Here is an 18,356-nt window from a genome sequence, read left to right on the forward strand (position 1 = left end):
TCCGGAGATTCCTCGAATGCCCCTGAAGCTCAATGTCATCGTCTGCTCGACCCGTCCGGGGCGCGTGGGCATCTCCATCGGCCGTTGGTTCGAGGAGTACGCCAAGGCTCATGGCGGCTTTGACGTGAGCCTTGAGGACCTGGCGGACTATAACCTTCCGGTCTTCGACGAGCCTCACCACCCGCGCATGCGGAAATATGAGCACGACCACACCAAGGCCTGGAGCGCGAGCGTGGAGAGCGCCGACGCCTTCGTGTTCGTGACGCCCGAGTACAATTTCGGGCCGCCGCCCTCGCTGGTGAACGCGATGAACTACCTGGTGCTGGAGTGGCAGAACAAGGTCGCCGGCTTTGTGAGCTATGGCGGCGCGTCGGGCGGGCTCCGGGCCACGCAGGCCGAGAAGCTGATGATGACCAGCTTCAAGATCATGCCCCTGCCCGAGCAGGTCATGATCCCGATGTTTCCCCAGCATATCGACGACGAAAAGCGCTTCACGCCGAACGACCTTCATCTGGCGTCGGCCAAGACCATGCTCGACGAGTTGGCCCGCTGGGCGGGTGCGCTGAAGACGATGCGGGGAAACTAGGCGCGGCGGCGCAGCAGGCGGTCGAGCAGAACGAAGCCCAGCCCGACCGCCAGGAAGAAGGCGCTCATCACCGCCATGTTCACCACGACCTTGCCCAGGCCGAGGTCCGTCACGTTGAGGAACGGGTAGGGGTAGAAGCCCGTCAGCGGCCCGCGCGCCAGGCTGTAGAGGCCGAACGCCAGGGGGAACAGGAGCCAGGGAGCCGCCGAGCTCGCGCGCAGCGTCCCCTTCGGGGTGAAGATCAGCCAATCCAGCAGGAACAGGGTGGGCGTCACGTAGTGCAGGGTCACGTCGGCGACCCATTGCAGTCCCTCGGGCTTCCAGAGGCCCTGCAGGATGACGATGTAGGTGGCGGCCGTGACGCTCGTATAGAGAACGACCGCCGTGCGTACGGTTGGCGCGCTGAAGAAGCGGCCCAGCGGACTGGCGGGCGCGACCGTGGGCGCCGAGAGCGCCGCCCCCGCCAGCAGATTGCTGAGGATCGTGAAGTAGCTGAAGAAGTTGACCGTGCGTGTCGCGAAGGCCGGGCCTGTCTGGCCCTGGACGATGAGATAATACTGAAGCAGCAGCCCGAACCAGACCACCAGCGCAGCCAGACTGCGGTAGGTTCTCATCTGTCTTCTCCCATCGACAGCGCAGGTGACCGCGTGTCGTGGGGAATGGTCAAGCCTGTGGAGGGCGCGAGGCCGTCTCGGTGACCGCCTCGCCTTGGCGCTAAACCCTGACGGCGGCCCGCGCGGCGCGTCGTGCGGATCGGATCGCCGCGCCGGTCATGCCAAAGCCTATGATCATGATCGCCCACGTGGTGGGTTCGGGAACCCCGGTCAGAGTCGCTGACGAGTTCGCGTAGTCCCAGGTCCCCTTGAAGCCCTGCGTGCCGTAGGTGTTGCCATAGAGGCCTTCGCCCGGCTCGATGCGGAAGTCGGACAGTCGGAACACCGGAACCGTATCGGTCCAGGTCGGCACCATCACGCCGGACACGCCGGTCACCTTGCCGCCGGCGAAGGTGATGGAGGGATCGGCGTAGAAGTTCTCGTCGTCCACGTAGATCGGAAAGCCATCGTACATCTCGTGGCCGGAGTTCCACGTCAGCCCGCCCACGTCGAGCCGCCAGAATTCGTCGCCGCCGGTCGGCAGGCCATAGAGCCCGGCCAGGAAGCCGCCGCCCTGGGCGAAGGCTCGGTCAGCGTTGAAGCGTGCGGTCAGGGTGACGGTGTTTCCGGTGGCGAGATTCGGATCGACGCCGGTGTTGAGGTCCGACGGGCCGTAGCCCAGTTCGCTGACCAGTTCTCCCGTGAGGGTGACATCGTAAAAACGGGCCGCCTCAGCGGACCCGGACCAAAGAAACGCCGCCGCGGCGAGGACCGGCACATGGACTTTAAGCATGGCAATACTCCCTAAGGTGGAGAAAGCGGACGTTAACCACCACCTCAAGTCAAGCTGAGCCGTTCCACATTTCGGTCATATTTGCGGGCGCGTGGCCTGCACGCCTCAAGCATCCGCCGGAGACGAAAGCGGGTCGCGAGCGCGTAGTCGCACTAGCGATTAAGTTTTTGAGATTTCAGGAAGAAGTGGCGCGAATGACGGGACTCGAACCCGCGACCTCCGGCGTGACAGGCCGGCGCTCTAACCAACTGAGCTACATCCGCGTGACGGCGACGTCGCCGCGAGGGGCGTCTGATATGACCCCACATGAATCGTGTCAACGACCAATCTCGCGCAGCTGTGGATAAGCCGCCTCGACCTGCATTTTTCGTCCGAACGGGGCGGGGAGGGACTTAAGTCCTGCGAGTGATTATCAATCGTAATTTCTCCGCAACCGAAGAACTGTGAGCCTGGATCACAGGCGCGCGGCGCGGATTTAACAGACGATGCAGGTTGCGCGCGTTTGCGATACCACCGGTCGCACCACGCCGTTTGAACCCTGAGCGATGCTGGTCTAGAAGGGCGCGCGACTCCTTCGAGGATTCCATGAACGCCTTTCTTTTGCAGTATCTGCCCATCGTGATCTTCCTTGGGATCGCGACCGCCCTGGGCCTCGCTTTCATCGTGGCTTCGGCCACGCTGTCTCCGCAGGCTCCGGATCCCGAGAAGCTGTCCACCTACGAGTGCGGCTTCAACGCCTTCGACGATGCGCGAATGAAATTCGACGTCCGGTTCTACCTGGTCTCGATCCTCTTCATCATCTTCGACCTGGAAGTGGCGTTCCTGTTCCCATGGGCGGTGTCGCTCATGAAGCTGCCGCAGGAGCTCGGACAGTTCGCCTTCTGGTCGATGATGACCTTCCTGGGCGTGCTGACCGTCGGCTTCATCTACGAGTGGAAGAAAGGCGCCCTGGAATGGGAGTGATCGTTCCCGCGGGTTCGGCTGGCCGTTCGACGGTCGAAGGCTACGACCCCAAGCTCCACGACCCGTTCTTCGACGGCGTGTCGAGCGAACTGGCCGACAAGGGCTTCATCACGGCGGCCGCCGACGACCTCATCACCTGGGCGCGCACCGGCTCGCTCATGTGGATGACGTTCGGCCTGGCGTGCTGCGCCGTGGAAATGATGCAGGCGTCGATGCCGCGCTACGACCTGGAGCGCTACGGCTTCGCGCCGCGGGCCTCACCGCGTCAGTCGGACGTGATGATCGTCGCAGGCACGCTCTGCAACAAGATGGCCCCGGCTCTGCGCAAGGTCTACGACCAGATGCCGGAGCCGCGCTACGTCATCTCGATGGGCTCGTGCGCCAACGGCGGCGGCTACTATTACTTCTCCTATTCGGTGGTGCGCGGCTGCGATCGGATCGTTCCGGTCGACATCTATGTGCCCGGCTGCCCGCCTACGGCTGAGGCGCTGGTCTACGGCGTCCTGCAGCTGCAGAAGAAGATCCGCCGGACGGGGACCATCGAGCGATGAGCTGGCCCGTCACCGAAGACGCCCTGCAGGCGCTGGGCAACGAGGTCGTCACCTCAGGGACCGGCGCCATCGCCGGCTTCCATCTGGCCTATGGCGAGCTGACCCTCACCGCGCCGGCGAACCGTATCGTCGAGGCGCTGACCCAGCTGCGCGACCAGTTCGGCTTCCACCAGCTGATCGACCTCTGCGGCGTCGACTATCCGGAGCGCGCCCAGCGTTTCGACGTGGTCTATCATCTGCTGTCGATGACCAAGAACCGTCGCATCCGGATCAAGGTGCAGACGGACGAGGACACCCCGGTTCCGACCGTGACCGGCGTCTATCCGTGCGCCGACTGGTTCGAGCGCGAGGCGTTCGACATGTACGGGATCTTCTTTGAAGGTCACCCGGACCTGCGCCGCATCCTCACGGACTACGGCTTCCACGGCCATCCGCTGCGCAAGGACTTCCCGATGACCGGCTACGTCGAGCTTCGCTACGACGATGAGCTGAAGCGGGTCGTCTACGAGCCGGTGAAGTCGGTCGAATATCGCAACTGGGACTTCCTATCGCCCTGGGAAGGCGCCGAGTACGTGCTGCCGGGCGATGAAAAGGCGGAGGCGAAGTAATGGCCGACGACGCTTCGAACCCGGTCGCGATCCCGGAAACCCCGGTCCGCAAATTCAACATCAACTTCGGCCCGCAGCACCCCGCGGCCCACGGCGTTCTGCGCCTGGTCCTGGAGCTGGACGGTGAAGTCGTCGAGCGGGTCGATCCGCACGTCGGCCTGCTGCATCGCGGCACCGAAAAGCTGATGGAATACCGGACCTACCTCCAGAACATCCCGTACTTCGACCGCCTCGACTACGTGGCGCCGATGAACCAGGAACATGCGTTCTGCCTGGCTATCGAGAAGCTGCTGGGCGTCGACGTGCCGATCCGCGGCTCGATCATCCGCGTGATGTTCTCGGAAATCGGCCGGATCCTGAACCACCTGCTCAACGTCACGACCCAGGCGATGGACGTCGGCGCTCTGACCCCGCCGCTGTGGGGCTTCGAAGAGCGCGAGAAGCTGATGGTGTTCTATGAGCGCGCTTGCGGCGCTCGCCTGCACGCCAACTATTTCCGGCCGGGCGGCGTCCACCAGGACCTGCCCGACGCGCTCGTGCAGGACATCGGCGATTGGGCGGTCGCGTTCGAGCGCCCGCTCAGCGACATCGACAAGCTGATCACTGGCAACCGCATCTTCAAGCAGCGCAACGTCGACATCGGCGTGGTGTCGAGGGAAGAAGCGATCAACTGGGGCTTCTCGGGCGTGATGGTGCGGGGGTCCGGCATCGCCTGGGACCTGCGCCGCAGCCAGCCGTACGAGTGCTACGACGACTTCGAGTTCGACATCCCGCTGGGCGTCAACGGCGACTGCTACGACCGCTATCTCTGCCGTATGGAAGAGATGCGACAGAGCGCGAAGATCATCATCCAGTGCGCTGAACGACTTAAGAAAACGCCCGGCCCCGTCCTCACTGAGGACAACAAGTACGCGCCGCCGCGGCGTGGCGAGATGAAGCGCTCGATGGAAGCGCTGATCCACCACTTCAAGCTCTATACCGAGGGCTTCCGCACGCCTCCGGGCGAGGTCTACGCCTGCGTGGAAGCGCCCAAGGGCGAGTTCGGCGTGTTCGTCGTCTCCGACGGCACCAACAAGCCGTATCGCTGCAAGATCCGCGCTCCTGGCTATCCGCACCTGATGGCTATGGACTGGCTGAACCGCGGCCACATGCTGGCCGACGTCTCCGCCATCCTCGGCTCGCTGGACATCGTGTTCGGGGAGATCGACCGGTGAGCGCGCCCGCCTGTATCAGCCCGTTCGACGTGGCCGAGGCCCAGCTCGAGGCCTACAACGCCCACGACCTGGATGGACATGTCGCCTGCTTCGCCGACGACGTGATCGTCGCTGACCTGAACGGGGCGGTGACGATCTCCGGAATCGCCGCTTACCGCGCGAAGTATCAGCAGGTTTTCGCCGACTTCCCCCAAAATCATGCCGAACTGCTGAACCGCATCGTGGTCGGCAATCGTGTCATCGATCATGAGCGGGTGAAGCGTTCGCAGGACGCCGACCCGTTCGAGGTCGCCGCCATCTACACCGTCTCGGACGCCAAGATCGTCCGCGTCGACTTCGTGAAGTGAGGATCGCTTGAGCGTTCGCCGCCTCTCTCCGAACCAGCCCGCCAGCTTCGAGTTCTCCGCGGAGACCAAGAAGCAGGCGGATTGGTGGATCTCCAAGTTCCCGGCCGGCCGCCAGCAATCGGCGGTCATTCCGATTCTGTGGCTCGTGCAGAAGCAGGAAGGCTGGGTTTCCGAGCCCGCCATCCGGCTGATCGCTGAACTCCTCGGCATGGCCCAGATCAGGGTGCTGGAGGTCGCGACCTTCTACACCATGTTCATGCTTGAGCCGGTCGGCAGCCACGCGCTGGTCCAGGTCTGCGGCACGACGCCCTGCGCGCTGCGCGGCGCCAACGAACTGATGGCTCACTGCAAGAAGCGGCTCGGGCCGAAGGATCACCTGTCGGCCGACGGCAAGTTCTACTGGCAGGAAGTCGAGTGCCTGGGCGCGTGCTCGAACGCGCCGATGGCCGCCATCAACGACTATTACTATGAAGACCTCACGGTCGAGACGCTCGACCAGGTGCTGGATGAGTTCGCGGCCGGCAAGCCGCGTGCGCCGGGTTCGGTGATCGGCCGCAGCGGTTCGGCCCCCGAGGGCGGCGCGCTGACGCTGAGCGACGCCTCGCTTTACGACGGCACCCGCGCCAAGCCGATCAAGTCGCTTCCCAACGCGCCCAAGCCTTCGAAGGGCGCCAAGGAGCCGGCCCAGTGAGCGGAATGATTTTGATCGCGCGGGTCGCCCGCGCGGATAAGGGAGTTTAGGGGCCGTGGTCGGCATACTCCAAGACAAGGACCGCATCTTCACGAACCTCTACGGGCTCCACGATTGGGGTCTGGAAGGGGCGAAGCAGCGCGGCGCCTGGAACGGCACCCGTGAGATGCTGAAGCAGACGCCGGAATGGCTCTGCGACCAGATCAAGGCTTCGGGTCTGCGCGGACGCGGCGGGGCGGGCTTCGGCACCGGCCTCAAGTGGACCTTCATGCCCAAGCAGGAGAGCGAGCGGCCCCACTATCTCGTGGTGAACGCCGACGAGTCCGAGCCGGGCACCTGCAAGGACCGCGAGATCATGCGCAATGATCCGCACCTGCTGATCGAAGGCTGTCTGATCGCCAGCTACGCGATCCGTGCGCACACTTGCTACATCTACATCCGCGGCGAATACGTGCACGAGCGCGAGCGCTTGGAAGCGGCGATCAAGCAGGCCTATGCGGCCAAGCTGATTGGCAAGGGCAACGTCCACGGCTGGGACTTCGACCTGCACGTCACCCACGGGGGCGGCGCCTATATCTGCGGCGACGAGACCGCGCTGATGGAAAGCCTGGAAGGCAAGAAGGGCCAGCCGCGCCTGAAGCCGCCGTTCCCGGCCGGCGCCGGCATCTATGGCTGCCCGACCACCATCAACAACGTCGAGTCGATCTCGGTCGTCGGCACCATCCTGCGCCGCGGCGCCGAGTGGTTCTCGAGCTTCGGCCGTCCCAACAATACCGGCACCAAGCTGATGGCCATCTCGGGCCATGTGAACAAGCCGTGCGTGGTCGAAGAGGCGATGTCGATTCCGCTGAAGCAGCTGCTCGAAGAGCACTGCGGCGGCATCCGCGGCGGCTGGGGCAACCTCAAGGCGGTGATCCCGGGCGGTTCGTCCGTGCGGATGATCCCGGCCCATGAGGCCGAAACCGCGCTGATGGACTTCGACAGCCTTTCTGCGCTGAAGTCGGGCCTCGGCACCGCTGCGGTGATCGTGATGGACCAGTCCACCGACATCGTGAAGGCGATCGCGCGCCTGTCGTACTTCTACAAGCACGAGAGCTGCGGCCAGTGCACGCCGTGCCGCGAAGGCACCGGCTGGATGTGGCGGGTCATGGAACGCATGGTCACCGGCGAAGCCGAAATGCGCGAGATCGACATGCTGCTGGACGTCGCCAGCCAGGTCGAGGGCCACACGATCTGCGGCCTCGGCGATGCGGCCGCCTGGCCGATCCAGGGCCTGTTCCGTCACTTCCGCCATGAGGTGGAGGACCGCATCACCCAATACCGGGCCGGAAGGCCGCATGTGCAGGGCGCCTCCCTGCAAGCGGCGGAGTAAACCCTAATGCCCAAGGCTAAAGTCAACGGCGTCGAGGTCGAGTTCGAACCCGGCATGACGGTTCTGCAGGTCGCGGAACTGGCTGGGGAAGAGATCCCGCGCTTCTGCTACCACGAGCGTCTGAGCATCGCCGGCAACTGCCGCATGTGCCTGGTCGAGGTGAAGCCCGGTCCGCCGAAGCCGCAGGCTTCGTGCGCGCTGCCGGCCGCCGAGAACCAGGAAATCTTCACCAACACGCCGATGGTGAAGAAGGCTCGCGAAGGGGTGATGGAGTTCCTGCTCATCAACCACCCCCTGGACTGCCCGATCTGCGACCAGGGCGGCGAGTGCGACCTGCAGGACCAGGCCATGGGCTATGGCCGGGACGACAGCCGCTACGCCGAGAACAAGCGGGCCGTCGAAGAAAAATACATGGGTCCGCTCATCAAGACGGTGATGACCCGCTGCATCCAGTGCACGCGCTGCGTCCGCTTCATCACCGAAGTGGCCGGCGTGCCGGATATCGGTCTGATCTCTCGCGGCGAAGACGTTGAAATCACGACCTATCTCGACAAGTCGGTCGGGTCGGAACTGTCCGCCAACGTCATCGACCTCTGCCCGGTCGGCGCGCTGACCTCCAAGCCGTACGCCTTCAACGCGCGGCCCTGGGAACTGAAGAAGACCGAGAGCGTCGACGTGATGGACGCCCTGGGTTCGGCGATCCGCGTCGACAGCCGTGGTCCGGCGGTTCTGCGCGTGCTGCCGCGGCTGAACGAAGAGATCAACGAAGAGTGGATCAGCGATAAGACGCGCTACGCCGTCGATGGCCTGTCGCGCCAACGCCTGGACCAACCTTTCATCCGCAAGGACGGGCGGCTCCAGCCCGCGACCTGGGTCCAGGCCTTCGAACTGATCACCGCCAAGGTGAAGGGCGCGAGCGCCGACCGCATCGGCGTGATCGCCGGCGACGTCCAGGACGTTGAATCCATGGCGGCCGCCAAGGACCTGTTCACGGCGCTGGGCTCGGCGAACATCGATTGCCGCCAGGACGGCATGGCGCTGGGCGCCGGCCCGCGCGAAAGCTGGTTGATGAACTCGACCATCGCCGGCATCGAAGAGGCCGACGTGATCCTGCTGGTCGGGACCAATCCGCGTCTCGAAGCCCCGGTGTTCAACGCCCGCCTGCGCAAGCGCTGGTTGGCGGGCGCGCTGCGCGTCGGCGTGATCGGCGAGCAGGCCGACCTGACCTACAAGTACGACTACCTCGGCGCCGGCGCTTCGACCCTGTCGGGCCTCAGCCGCGCCAAGAACGACTTCGTCCAGGCGCTCAAGGGCGCCAAGAAGCCGGCGATCATCGTCGGCGCGGGCGCGCTCGCGCGCGATGACGGCCAGGCGGTGCTCGCCGCCGCCGCCGCCGCCGCCAAGAGCTTTGGCCTGACCTGGAACGTCCTGCACACCGCAGCCTCGCGCGTCGGCGGCCTGGACCTCGGCTTCGTGCCGGGCGAGGGCGGCAAGAGCGCCAAGGAAATGGTGCAGGCCGGAGCGCTGGACGTGCTGTTCCTGCTGGGCGCCGACGAGATCGACGCCAAGGGCAGCGACGCCTTCAAGGTCTATCTCGGCACGCACGGCGACGCCGGCGCGCATTCGGCGGACGTGGTGCTGCCGGGCGCAGCCTATACCGAGAAGGACGGCATCTACGTGAATACCGAAGGCCGCGTGCAACTCGGCTATCGCGCCGTGTTCCCCAAGGGCGAGGCCCGCGAGGACTGGTCGGTGTTCCGCGCGCTCTCGGATCGCCTCGGCGTGACGCTGCCCTACGACACTCTGGCCCAACTGCGGGCCAAGCTCTTCGCCGACCATCCGACCTTCGGCCAGGTGGACTATGCGCCTGGTTCGGCCGGCGCGGCCCCGGACTTCGGTTCGCTGGGCGCGAAGGGCGAGCTTTCCGACGCTCCGTTCGAGAGCGCCGTGAAGGCCTTCCACCTGACCAATCCCATCGCCCGCGCCAGCGTGACGATGGCCGAGTGCGCCGCCGTGGCTTCCGGCGCCGCCAAGATCGCGGCGGAGTAGGGGCATGGACGCTGTCGCCAACAACTTCTGGACCACGCCCGGCGGCTGGACCCTGATCACGGTCGCGCAGATCCTGGCGGTCGTACTGCCGCTGCTGGTCGCGCTGGCCTTCTTCATGCTCGCCGACCGGAAAATCTGGGCCGGCGTGCAGATGCGCAAGGGCCCTAACGTCGTCGGCCCCTTCGGCTTGCTGCAGTCCTTCGCGGACCTGATCAAGTTCGTGCTGAAGGAAATCGTCATCCCTGACGGGGCGGACAAGTTCGTCTTCCTGCTAGCCCCCGTGCTGACCTTCGTCCTGGCCATGGTCGGCTGGGCGGTGATCCCCTTCGCGCCGGGCTGGGTTGTCTCCGACATCAATGTCGGGGTGCTTTACCTGTTCGCGATCAGCTCGCTGGGCGTCTACGGCATCATCATGGGCGGTTGGGCTTCGAACTCGAAGTACCCGTTCCTGGGCTCCCTGCGGTCGGCCGCGCAGATGGTCTCGTACGAAGTGTCGATCGGCTTCGTGATCGTCACCGTCATCCTGCTTTCCGGCACGATGAACCTGCAGAAGATCGTCGAGCTGCAGAGCGGCGGCTTCTGGAACTGGAACGTCTTCGGCGGTCCTGGCCTCGCGAACTTGCCGCTGGCCCTGATCATGGTCCCGATGGCGGTGATCTTCTTCATCTCGGCCCTGGCCGAGACCAACCGTCCGCCCTTCGACCTGCCTGAGGCGGAATCCGAACTCGTGGCCGGCTATCAGGTCGAGTACTCGTCCAGCCCGTTCCTGCTCTTCATGATCGGCGAGCTGGTGAACATCGTGCTGATGTGCGCCCTGATCTCGGTCATGTTCTTCGGCGGCTGGCAGGCTCCGATCGACCTGCCCTGGGTGGCGAGCTGGCCGCCCACGGTGCAGAGCTTCTACGGCCTGATGTGGTTCGTCATGAAGATCTGCTTCTTCTTCTTCCTGATCGGGATGGTGAAGGCGATCGTGCCGCGCTACCGCTACGACCAGCTGATGCGCCTGGGCTGGAAGGTCTTTCTGCCGACCTCGCTGGTCGCGGTGGTCCTTGTCGCCGCCTGGCGCGTTTTCGGTCCGGGGGGCGCATGAGGACGGTCATGGCCAGCATCCTCCTGATCTCCCTTTCTTCCTGCGCCAGCGCGGCAGGCGGCCCTGACGTCACCGGGGGCGTGGCCAGCTATGACGCCCTGAAGTCCGCCAGCGCGGCCTGCTCCGCCAAGGGCGGCGAGCTGGTCCGCAGCGCCGAGGGCTCGGGCAAGCGCATGACCGACTACGCCTGCAAGAGAAAGTAACCGCGAAATGATGCAGCGAATTTCACAAGCAGTCAGGGGCGCGGCCCTGATGGACTTCATCGGGGCCTTCGGCCTGGCGATGAAGTACATGGTCAAGCCGAAGGCGACCGTGCAGTACCCGCACGAGCGTGGCCCGCAGTCGCCGCGCTTCCGCGGCGAGCACGTCCTGCGTCGCTATCCCAACGGGGAAGAGCGCTGCATCGCCTGCAAGCTGTGCGAAGCGATTTGCCCCGCTCAGGCCATCACCATCGAAGCCGAACCGCGTGACGACGGCAGCCGCCGGACGACCCGTTACGACATCGACATGGTCAAGTGCATCTACTGCGGCCTGTGCCAGGAGGCCTGCCCGGTGGACGCCATCGTCGAGGGGCCGAACATCGAGTTCGCCGTCGAGACGCGTGAAGAGCTCTACTACGACAAGGCGCGCTTGCTCGCGAACGGCGATCGCTGGGAACGGCAGATCGCGAAGAACCTGGAACTGGACGCGCCCTACCGGTAGTCACCGGCGCGCATCCTTGAGACGACCACCTTCGCCAGCGCCGGACTTCCCGGTGGGGCGGACAAAGTAACTAAGGGGCTGAGAAAAGCCGTCATGGCCTTGGCGATCGCATTCTACCTGCTGGCGGCGGTGACCGTAGGCGCAGGGTTCGGGGTGGTTTCCTCCCGAAATCCCGTGCACTCGGTGCTGTTCCTGATCCTCAGCTTCTTCTCGGCCGCGGGCCTCTTCGTGACCATGGGCGCGGAGTTCCTCGCGATGCTCCTCGTCGTGGTCTACGTCGGGGCGGTCGCGGTGCTCTTCCTCTTCGTCGTCATGATGCTCGACGTCGACTTCGCCGCCTTGCGGCAGGGCTTCGCTCGCTACATGCCGCTGGGCGGCCTGGTCGCCGGCATCCTGGCGATCGAGATGATCGTGGTCGCGACGGCGGTCGCCACGGGCGGCACGCCCAAGGCCGACACCCCCCAGGTCTACGGCGACGTCTCGAACATCGAAGCGATCGGCCGGGTGCTCTACACCGACTACGTCTACTTCTTCCAAGCCGCGGGGCTGGTGCTGTTGGTGGCCATGATCGGCGCCATCGTCCTGACCCTGCGCCATAAGCCGGGCGTGCGCCGCCAGGTCATCGTCGACCAGGTCGCCCGCACGCCGAAGACCGGCATGCGCGTCGTTCAGATCAAGCCGGGGCAGGGGATCGACCAATGATCGGGCTCACCCACTATCTCGCGGTGGCCGCGATCCTGTTCACCATCGGGGTGTTCGGGATCTTCGTGAACCGCAAGAACATCATCGTCATCCTGATGTCGATCGAGCTGATCCTGCTCGCGGTGAACATCAACCTGGTGGCGTTCTCGGTCTATCTCCACGACGTCGTGGGGCAGATCTACGCCATGTTCGTACTGACCGTGGCGGCCGCCGAGGCCGCTGTGGGTCTCGCCATCCTGGTCACCTTCTTCCGCAATCGCGGCGACATCTCCGTCGACGACGTCTCGATGATGAAGGGCTGACGGACCTGAACATGACACCGCAGTCTCTGATCACCACTGTCGTCTTCGCGCCCCTGATCGGCGCGATCGTGGCGGGCCTGTTCGGCCGCCGCATCGGCAACGTCGCGTCTCAATCCATCACCACCGGCCTGCTGCTGCTCTCGGCCGTCCTGTCGTGGACGATCTTCAGCCAGTGGACCTGGGGCGGCCTCGAGCCGTTCACCATCAAGCTGCTGCCGTTCATCAACATCGGCGACTTCCAGTCGAACTGGTCGATCCGCCTGGACGGCCTGTCGGCCGTGATGCTGGTGGTCGTGACCAGCGTCTCCTCGCTCGTCCACGTCTACTCGTGGGGCTACATGGCCGAGGACGACAGCAAGCCGCGCTTCTTCGCGTACCTGTCGCTGTTCACCTTCGCCATGCTGGCGCTGGTGACCGCCGCCGACTTCATGCAGCTGTTCTTCGGCTGGGAAGGCGTGGGCCTGGCGAGCTACCTGCTGATCGGCTTCTGGTTCAAGAAGCCCACCGCCAACGCCGCGTCGATCAAGGCTTTCGTGGTCAACCGGGTCGGCGACTTCGGCTTCGCGCTGGGCATCATGACCGTCTACTGGATGTTCGGCACGATCCAGTTCGCCGAGCTGTTCCCAAAGATCCCGACCATGGCCAACGAGGGCTGGTGGTTCGCCGGTTCCTACTGGCACGCGGTCGACCTTGCCTGCGCGCTGCTGTTCGTCGGCGCGATGGGCAAGTCGGCGCAGTTCTTCCTGCACACCTGGCTGCCGGACGCGATGGAAGGCCCGACCCCGGTGTCGGCGCTGATCCACGCCGCGACCATGGTCACCGCCGGCGTCTACATGGTCTGCCTGCTGTCGCCGATGTTCGAGTACGCGCCGTACGCCAAGCAGATCGTGACGGTCATCGGCGCAGTCACGGCGCTGTTCGCCGCGACCGTCGGTCTGGCCCAGAACGACATCAAGCGCGTCATCGCCTATTCGACCTGTTCGCAGCTTGGCTACATGTTCTTCGCCGCCGGCGTGGGCGCCTACCAGGCGGCCATGTTCCACCTGTTCACGCACGCCTTCTTCAAGGCGCTGCTGTTCCTGGGCGCCGGCTCGGTCATCCACGGCATGCACCACGAGCAGGACATGCGGAAGATGGGCGCGCTGTGGAAGTACCTGCCGGTCACCTATGCGGTGATGACCATCGGCACCCTGGCGATCACGGGCTTCGGTCTGCCGAACCTGCACCTGGGCTTCGCGGGCTTCTACTCGAAGGACACCATCATCGAGAGCGCCTTCGCGGCCGGACAGCTGTACGGCGGCGTGGCCTACTTCGCCTTCGTGGTCAGCATCTTCGCCGCCGGCCTGACCGCCTTCTACTCGTGGCGCCTGGCGTTCATGACCTTCCACGGCACCGCCAAGTGGGGTCACCACGACGACCATGCGCATGCGCATGGCCACGCCCATGACGATCATGCGTCATCGGCGCAGATCGAAACCCATGACGAGCCGCTGGCCGACCACGATCATGGCCATGGCCACGATCACAAGCCGCACGAGAGCCCTGTCATCATGCTCGTGCCGCTGCTGCTGCTGGCCTTCGGCGCCATCGCCGCCGGCTATGTGTTCGTCGACCACTTCGTGGGCGAGGGCTGGCACGAGTTCTGGCGCGGCGCGATCTTCAACGCCGTGGACAACCACGTGCTGGAGCACGCCCATCACGTCCCGACCTGGGTGAAGTGGGCCCCGCTCGCGGTTTCGGCCGTCGGCTTTGCGAGCGCCTACTACGTCTACATCATGCGCGAGGGCATGGGCGCGGCGCTGGCCGCGCGGAAGGGCCCGCTGTGGACCTTCCTCTACAACAAGTGGTTCTTCGACGAGATCTATGAGGCGACCTTCGTGCGGGCGACCAAGTTCCTGGGCGACCTGTTCTGGAAGGGCGGGGACCAGAAGATCATCGACGGCCTTGGGCCGAACGGTGTCTCGGCTCTGTCCTATGCGATCGGCCGTCGGGCCGGACGTCTGCAGACCGGCTATGTCTATCACTATGCATTCGTGATGCTGCTCGGCGTGGCGGGACTGCTGTCCTACGCGCTCTGGGCCTGGGCGTAAGGGGAGGGTTGAACCTATGACCGGCATTCTCTCCCTGACGACCTTCACGCCGCTCATCGGCGTGGCGGCGATCCTGCTCCTGCGGGCGTTCCGCTCGCACGAGGACGCGCAGACCATCAACGCCGTGAAGTGGATCACCCTGGTGACCACCCTGGCGACCTTCGCGCTCTCGGTGCTGCTGGTGATGCAGTACGACCCGGCCAATCCGGGCTTCCAGTTCGTGGAAGACCATCCTTGGTTCGCAGGCCTGCACTACCGCATGGGCGTGGACGGGATATCCATCCTGTTCGTGCTGCTGACGGCGTTCCTGATGCCGATCTGCATCGCGGCGTCGTGGTTCTCGATCGACAAGCGCGTCCCGGCCTACATGATCGCGTTCCTGGTCCTGGAAACGCTGGTCATCGGCGTGTTCTGCGCGCTGGACCTGGTGCTGTTCTACCTGTTCTTCGAATTCGGCCTGGTGCCGATGTTCCTGATCATCGGGATCTGGGGCGGCAAGAACCGGGTCTACGCGGCCTACAAGTTCTTCCTCTACACCCTGCTCGGCTCGGTGCTGATGCTGGCGGCCATCCTGGTCATGATCAGCGTCGCCGGCACCTCGTCGATCCCAGAGCTCATGAACTACAAGTTCGACGAGCACCTGCAGACCTGGCTTTGGCTGGCCTTCTTCGCCTCGTTCGCGGTGAAGATGCCGATGTGGCCGGTGCACACCTGGCTTCCCGACGCCCACGTCGAGGCGCCGACGGCCGGTTCGGTCATCCTGGCGGGCATCCTGCTGAAGATGGGCGGCTACGGCTTCCTGCGCTTCTCGCTGCCGATGTTCCCGCAGGCCTCGGACCTGTTCACGCCGCTGGTCTTCGCCCTGAGCGTGATCGCCGTCGTCTACACCTCGCTGGTCGCCTTCCGTCAGACCGACATCAAGAAGCTGATCGCCTATTCGTCCGTCGCCCACATGGGCTTCGTGACCATGGGCATCTTCGCAGGCAACGCCATCGGCGTTCAGGGCGCGATCTTCCAGATGCTGAGCCACGGGGTGATCTCCGGCGCGCTCTTCCTCTGCGTCGGCGTGGTCTACGACCGGATGCACACCCGCGAGATCGCCTTCTACGGCGGCCTCGTGAACCGCATGCCCTGGTACGCGGCGACCTTCCTGCTCTTCACCATGGGCAATGTCGGACTGCCGGGCACCTCGGGCTTCATCGGTGAAATCACCACCATGGTCGGGGTCTACGAGATCTCCACCTGGACCGCGGTCGTGGCCGCCACCGGCGTGATCTTCTCGGCCGTCTATGCGCTGACGCTCTACAAGCGCGTCGTGTTCGGCGAGATCACCAACCCGGCCCTGGCCGACATCACCGACCTCGACTGGCGCGAGGTGGCGATCTTCGCGCCGCTGATCGCCATGACCCTGTACCTCGGCGTCTATCCGGCCGCCGTCTTCGATCTGACCCAAGCCTCGGTCGACAATCTTGCCGCGGCTTACCGCGCGGCCATCGGCGGGTGAGGACCTAAAGTCACATGACCTTTTCCCAAGACCTCGCTCTCGCCGCGCCGGAACTGATCCTGGCTATCGGCGCTCTCGGCCTGCTGGTGGTCGGCGCCTTCGCGCCGCGCGCCACGACCGCCCTGATGCTCGCCTCGATCGGCGCGCTGATCCTGGCGGCCTGGGCCGCTGCGGTCGGCCCGATCGGCCGCGGCTTCTCGGGCGGCCTGATCGCCGACAACGCCTCGGCCTTCGCCAAGGTCGCGATCTACCTGGCCAGCGCGGTCGCCATCCTGCTGGGCCAGAAGTGGTTCGAGCGTAAGGCGATCCGCAACTTCGAGTTTCCGATCCTGATCCTCCTGGCCGCACTCGGCATGGGGATGATGGCGTCGGCCGGCGACCTGATCTCGCTCTACATGGGCGTCGAACTTCATTCGCTGGCGCTCTACGTGCTGGCCGCCATGCATCGCGAGGACGCCAAGGCCTCTGAAGCCGGCCTGAAGTACTTCGTGCTGGGCGCGCTGTCCTCGGGCCTGCTGCTGTACGGCGCCTCGCTGATCTACGGCTTCGCCGGCTCGACCAAGTTCGACGAAATCGCCGCGGTCGTCCAAGGCGGCGCCAGCACCGGCGTGCTGTTCGGCCTGGTCTTCCTGATCTGCGGCCTGGCCTTCAAGGTCTCGGCAGCGCCGTTCCACATGTGGACCCCGGATGTCTACGAAGGCGCCCCGACCCCGGTCGTGGCCTTCTTCGCCGGCGCGCCGAAGCTGGCCGCCATGGTGCTGTTCGCCCGCGTGCTGGCCGAAGGCTTCGCCGGCGCGGCCGATCAATGGCGCCAGGTGCTGGTGCTGATCGCCCTGCTGTCGATCTTCGTTGGGGCCTTCGCGGGTCTTGCGCAGACGAACCTGAAGCGGCTCTGGGCGTACTCCTCGATCGCCAATGTCGGCTACGCGGTGCTGGGCCTTGCGTCCGGCAGCAGCGAGGGCATGCAGGCCATGCTGGTCTTCATGGTCCTCTACATGATCGACGTGACGGGCTTCTTCGCCTGCCTCACCGCGCTGTCGCGCAACGGGCGGCCGATGGAGACGATCGGCGACATGGCGGGTCTGTTCAAGGAGCGCCCCGGCATCGCCCTGGCCATGACCGCGTTCTCGCTGTCGGCGCTCGGCCTGCCGCCGTTCTCGGGCTTCTGGGCCAAGTTCTACGTGTTCAAGGCGGCTCTGGGCGTCGGCGAGCCGATGATCGTGATCGCCGCGGTTCTGGGTCTGGTCGGCAGCGTCGTGGCGGCGTTCTACTACCTGCGCCTTATCAAGGTGATGTGGTTCGACACCGCGCCGGGCCAGACCGACGCCCTGCCGCGTGAAGCCCAGGTCGTCGCGATCAGTGCGGCGCTGTTCTCGTTCCCCGTGGTCATGGGCGCGCTGATCTTCCTTGATCCCGCGGCCAAGGCGGCGGCGGCGGCGTTCGGGCTGGCGTCCTAGGTGGGCGGCCACCCCCCGATCGAAGCCTACGAAGAACTGGATTCCACCAACGCCGAGGCGCGCAGGCGCGCCGAGGCGGGGGCGGGCGGTCCGGTGTGGATTACAGCCTTGCGGCAGACCGCCGGCCACGGCCGGCGGGGACGCTCGTGGACGACCTCCACCGGCAATCTCGCGGCGACGCTGCTGCTGACCACGGACAAGCCGGCCGCGGAGGCTGCGCAGCTCTCCTTCGTGGCGGCGCTTGCCGCGGCCGACCTCGCGCAGACCTGCCTGGGGCCAGGCGCAGCGCGTTTGAAGTGGCCCAACGACGTGATGGTCCATGGCCGCAAGGCGGTCGGGATCCTCATCGAATCCGGCAGCCGGCCGGACGGCGCGCTGTGGTTGGCGGTCGGTATCGGCATCAATCTGGCGCATGCGCCGACGGACGTGGAACGCCCCGCGACCTCCTTTGCAGAGCATATGGCGACGCCGCCGCCCGCGCCCCTCGACGCGCTGGAGATCCTGGCCGCGCGCTTTGAACACTGGCGGGCGCTCTGGTCCGCGGAAGGCTTTGCGCCGATCGCCAAGGGGTGGACCGTTCTGGCCCAAGGCCTGGGCGAGACCTGCATCGCGCGCCTGCCCAATCAGACCCACAGCGGCATCGCCGAGGGGCTCGACCTGGACGGCGCGTTGTGGCTTCGGCTGGACGATGGGGCGGTGTTGCGGATCACCGCCGGGGACGTTTTCTTTGGAGAGGCTTGAG

Annotated in this window: 20 protein-coding genes and 1 tRNA gene; 18 read left to right on the forward strand and 3 right to left on the reverse strand. The window is 65.4% G+C overall.

What is annotated here, in order from left to right; genetic code table 11:
• The first annotated feature begins 16 nt into the window (after window positions 1–16).
• Window positions 17–586 carry an NADPH-dependent FMN reductase gene (locus ASC79_RS01425; RefSeq protein ID WP_056018612.1) on the forward strand — a complete coding sequence of 190 codons (570 nt, stop codon included), beginning with the start codon at window positions 17–19 and terminating at the stop codon, window positions 584–586.
• Here the strand turns inward: ASC79_RS01425 and ASC79_RS01430 are convergent.
• The 3 genes from ASC79_RS01430 to ASC79_RS01440 form a co-directional block, all read right to left on the reverse strand.
• A complete protein-coding gene (locus ASC79_RS01430; RefSeq protein ID WP_056018614.1) occupies window positions 583–1,200 on the reverse strand; it encodes a Pr6Pr family membrane protein in 618 nt (205 codons plus the stop codon). The genes ASC79_RS01425 and ASC79_RS01430 overlap by 4 nt on opposite strands.
• Before the next feature lie 100 nt (window positions 1,201–1,300).
• Window positions 1,301–1,972 carry a PEPxxWA-CTERM sorting domain-containing protein gene (locus ASC79_RS21315; protein WP_056826571.1) on the reverse strand — a complete coding sequence of 224 codons (672 nt, stop codon included), beginning with the start codon at window positions 1,970–1,972 and terminating at the stop codon, window positions 1,301–1,303.
• 186 nt (window positions 1,973–2,158) lie between these two features.
• Window positions 2,159–2,235: transfer RNA gene (locus ASC79_RS01440), tRNA-Asp, on the reverse strand.
• A 322-nt stretch (window positions 2,236–2,557) separates the two neighbouring features.
• Between ASC79_RS01440 and ASC79_RS01445 the strand changes: the two genes are divergently transcribed.
• The 17 genes from ASC79_RS01445 to ASC79_RS01525 all read left to right on the forward strand — a co-directional run bounded on the left by ASC79_RS01445 (window position 2,558) and on the right by ASC79_RS01525 (window position 18,355).
• On the forward strand, window positions 2,558–2,935 hold the full coding sequence (locus ASC79_RS01445; RefSeq protein WP_056018620.1) for an NADH-quinone oxidoreductase subunit A: 378 nt from the start codon (window positions 2,558–2,560) through the stop codon (window positions 2,933–2,935).
• Window positions 2,905–3,486 (forward strand): NADH-quinone oxidoreductase subunit B family protein, encoded by a 582-nt coding sequence (locus ASC79_RS01450; protein ID WP_156378300.1) that lies wholly within the window; start codon window positions 2,905–2,907, stop codon window positions 3,484–3,486. Before ASC79_RS01445 ends, ASC79_RS01450 begins: the two co-directional genes overlap by 31 nt.
• Entirely contained in the window at window positions 3,483–4,094 is a 612-nt protein-coding gene (locus ASC79_RS01455; RefSeq protein WP_056018625.1) for an NADH-quinone oxidoreductase subunit C, read from the forward strand. The genes ASC79_RS01450 and ASC79_RS01455 overlap by 4 nt, the downstream gene beginning before the upstream one ends.
• Window positions 4,094–5,308 carry an NADH-quinone oxidoreductase subunit D gene (locus ASC79_RS01460; RefSeq protein WP_056018628.1) on the forward strand — a complete coding sequence of 405 codons (1,215 nt, stop codon included), beginning with the start codon at window positions 4,094–4,096 and terminating at the stop codon, window positions 5,306–5,308. The genes ASC79_RS01455 and ASC79_RS01460 overlap by 1 nt, the downstream gene beginning before the upstream one ends.
• Entirely contained in the window at window positions 5,305–5,655 is a 351-nt protein-coding gene (locus ASC79_RS01465; protein WP_235528707.1) for a nuclear transport factor 2 family protein, read from the forward strand. The genes ASC79_RS01460 and ASC79_RS01465 overlap by 4 nt, the downstream gene beginning before the upstream one ends.
• Before the next feature lie 7 nt (window positions 5,656–5,662).
• The gene (gene nuoE, locus ASC79_RS01470; protein WP_056018631.1) at window positions 5,663–6,346 is read left to right on the forward strand and encodes an NADH-quinone oxidoreductase subunit NuoE; all 684 of its coding nucleotides are present in this window, start codon (window positions 5,663–5,665) and stop codon (window positions 6,344–6,346) included.
• A 55-nt stretch (window positions 6,347–6,401) separates the two neighbouring features.
• A complete protein-coding gene (gene nuoF / locus ASC79_RS01475; protein WP_056018634.1) occupies window positions 6,402–7,718 on the forward strand; it encodes an NADH-quinone oxidoreductase subunit NuoF in 1,317 nt (438 codons plus the stop codon).
• Window positions 7,719–7,724: 6 nt separating this feature from the next.
• A complete protein-coding gene (nuoG, locus tag ASC79_RS01480; RefSeq protein ID WP_056018637.1) occupies window positions 7,725–9,767 on the forward strand; it encodes an NADH-quinone oxidoreductase subunit NuoG in 2,043 nt (680 codons plus the stop codon).
• A 4-nt stretch (window positions 9,768–9,771) separates the two neighbouring features.
• Window positions 9,772–10,857, forward strand: coding sequence for an NADH-quinone oxidoreductase subunit NuoH (nuoH, locus tag ASC79_RS01485; protein WP_056018641.1), 1,086 nt, complete (start codon window positions 9,772–9,774; stop codon window positions 10,855–10,857).
• 8 nt (window positions 10,858–10,865) lie between these two features.
• The gene (locus tag ASC79_RS01490) at window positions 10,866–11,060 is read left to right on the forward strand and encodes a hypothetical protein (protein WP_056018643.1); all 195 of its coding nucleotides are present in this window, start codon (window positions 10,866–10,868) and stop codon (window positions 11,058–11,060) included.
• A gap of 7 nt (window positions 11,061–11,067) precedes the next feature.
• The gene (nuoI, locus tag ASC79_RS01495; RefSeq protein WP_056018646.1) at window positions 11,068–11,559 is read left to right on the forward strand and encodes an NADH-quinone oxidoreductase subunit NuoI; all 492 of its coding nucleotides are present in this window, start codon (window positions 11,068–11,070) and stop codon (window positions 11,557–11,559) included.
• A gap of 93 nt (window positions 11,560–11,652) precedes the next feature.
• Entirely contained in the window at window positions 11,653–12,261 is a 609-nt protein-coding gene (locus ASC79_RS01500; RefSeq protein ID WP_056018649.1) for an NADH-quinone oxidoreductase subunit J, read from the forward strand.
• Window positions 12,258–12,563: an NADH-quinone oxidoreductase subunit NuoK gene (gene nuoK / locus ASC79_RS01505; protein ID WP_056018653.1), complete on the forward strand. Its 306-nt coding sequence runs from the start codon at window positions 12,258–12,260 to the stop codon at window positions 12,561–12,563. Before ASC79_RS01500 ends, nuoK begins: the two co-directional genes overlap by 4 nt.
• Before the next feature lie 11 nt (window positions 12,564–12,574).
• Entirely contained in the window at window positions 12,575–14,653 is a 2,079-nt protein-coding gene (nuoL, locus tag ASC79_RS01510) for an NADH-quinone oxidoreductase subunit L (RefSeq protein WP_056018656.1), read from the forward strand.
• Between the two features lie 16 nt (window positions 14,654–14,669).
• Window positions 14,670–16,157 carry an NADH-quinone oxidoreductase subunit M gene (locus ASC79_RS01515; protein WP_056018659.1) on the forward strand — a complete coding sequence of 496 codons (1,488 nt, stop codon included), beginning with the start codon at window positions 14,670–14,672 and terminating at the stop codon, window positions 16,155–16,157.
• A gap of 14 nt (window positions 16,158–16,171) precedes the next feature.
• Entirely contained in the window at window positions 16,172–17,614 is a 1,443-nt protein-coding gene (nuoN, locus tag ASC79_RS01520) for an NADH-quinone oxidoreductase subunit NuoN (protein WP_056018662.1), read from the forward strand.
• Window positions 17,615–18,355: a biotin--[acetyl-CoA-carboxylase] ligase gene (locus ASC79_RS01525; RefSeq protein WP_056018665.1), complete on the forward strand. Its 741-nt coding sequence runs from the start codon at window positions 17,615–17,617 to the stop codon at window positions 18,353–18,355.
• The last annotated feature ends 1 nt before the right edge of the window (window position 18,356 follow it).

This window comes from Phenylobacterium sp. Root1290 (assembly GCF_001425305.1).
Taxonomy (GTDB): Bacteria; Pseudomonadota; Alphaproteobacteria; order Caulobacterales; family Caulobacteraceae; genus Phenylobacterium.

What these genes read in the sequence shown, in the direction of transcription:
- nuoH (WP_056018641.1), top strand. Translation starts at nt 9,772, where the DNA reads ATGGACGCTGTCGCCAACAACTTCTGGACCACGCCCGGCGGCTGGACC.
- ASC79_RS01460 (WP_056018628.1), top strand. Translation starts at nt 4,094, where the DNA reads ATGGCCGACGACGCTTCGAACCCGGTCGCGATCCCGGAAACCCCGGTC.
- ASC79_RS01515 (WP_056018659.1), top strand. Translation starts at nt 14,670, where the DNA reads ATGACCGGCATTCTCTCCCTGACGACCTTCACGCCGCTCATCGGCGTG.
- nuoI (WP_056018646.1), top strand. Translation starts at nt 11,068, where the DNA reads ATGATGCAGCGAATTTCACAAGCAGTCAGGGGCGCGGCCCTGATGGAC.
- nuoN (WP_056018662.1), top strand. Translation starts at nt 16,172, where the DNA reads ATGACCTTTTCCCAAGACCTCGCTCTCGCCGCGCCGGAACTGATCCTG.
- nuoL (WP_056018656.1), top strand. Translation starts at nt 12,575, where the DNA reads ATGACACCGCAGTCTCTGATCACCACTGTCGTCTTCGCGCCCCTGATC.
- ASC79_RS01490 (WP_056018643.1), top strand. Translation starts at nt 10,866, where the DNA reads ATGGCCAGCATCCTCCTGATCTCCCTTTCTTCCTGCGCCAGCGCGGCA.
- ASC79_RS01430 (WP_056018614.1), bottom strand. Translation starts at nt 1,200, where the DNA reads ATGAGAACCTACCGCAGTCTGGCTGCGCTGGTGGTCTGGTTCGGGCTG.
- ASC79_RS21315 (WP_056826571.1), bottom strand. Translation starts at nt 1,972, where the DNA reads ATGCTTAAAGTCCATGTGCCGGTCCTCGCCGCGGCGGCGTTTCTTTGG.
- ASC79_RS01445 (WP_056018620.1), top strand. Translation starts at nt 2,558, where the DNA reads ATGAACGCCTTTCTTTTGCAGTATCTGCCCATCGTGATCTTCCTTGGG.
- ASC79_RS01455 (WP_056018625.1), top strand. Translation starts at nt 3,483, where the DNA reads ATGAGCTGGCCCGTCACCGAAGACGCCCTGCAGGCGCTGGGCAACGAG.
- nuoK (WP_056018653.1), top strand. Translation starts at nt 12,258, where the DNA reads ATGATCGGGCTCACCCACTATCTCGCGGTGGCCGCGATCCTGTTCACC.
- ASC79_RS01500 (WP_056018649.1), top strand. Translation starts at nt 11,653, where the DNA reads ATGGCCTTGGCGATCGCATTCTACCTGCTGGCGGCGGTGACCGTAGGC.
- ASC79_RS01425 (WP_056018612.1), top strand. Translation starts at nt 17, where the DNA reads ATGCCCCTGAAGCTCAATGTCATCGTCTGCTCGACCCGTCCGGGGCGC.
- nuoG (WP_056018637.1), top strand. Translation starts at nt 7,725, where the DNA reads ATGCCCAAGGCTAAAGTCAACGGCGTCGAGGTCGAGTTCGAACCCGGC.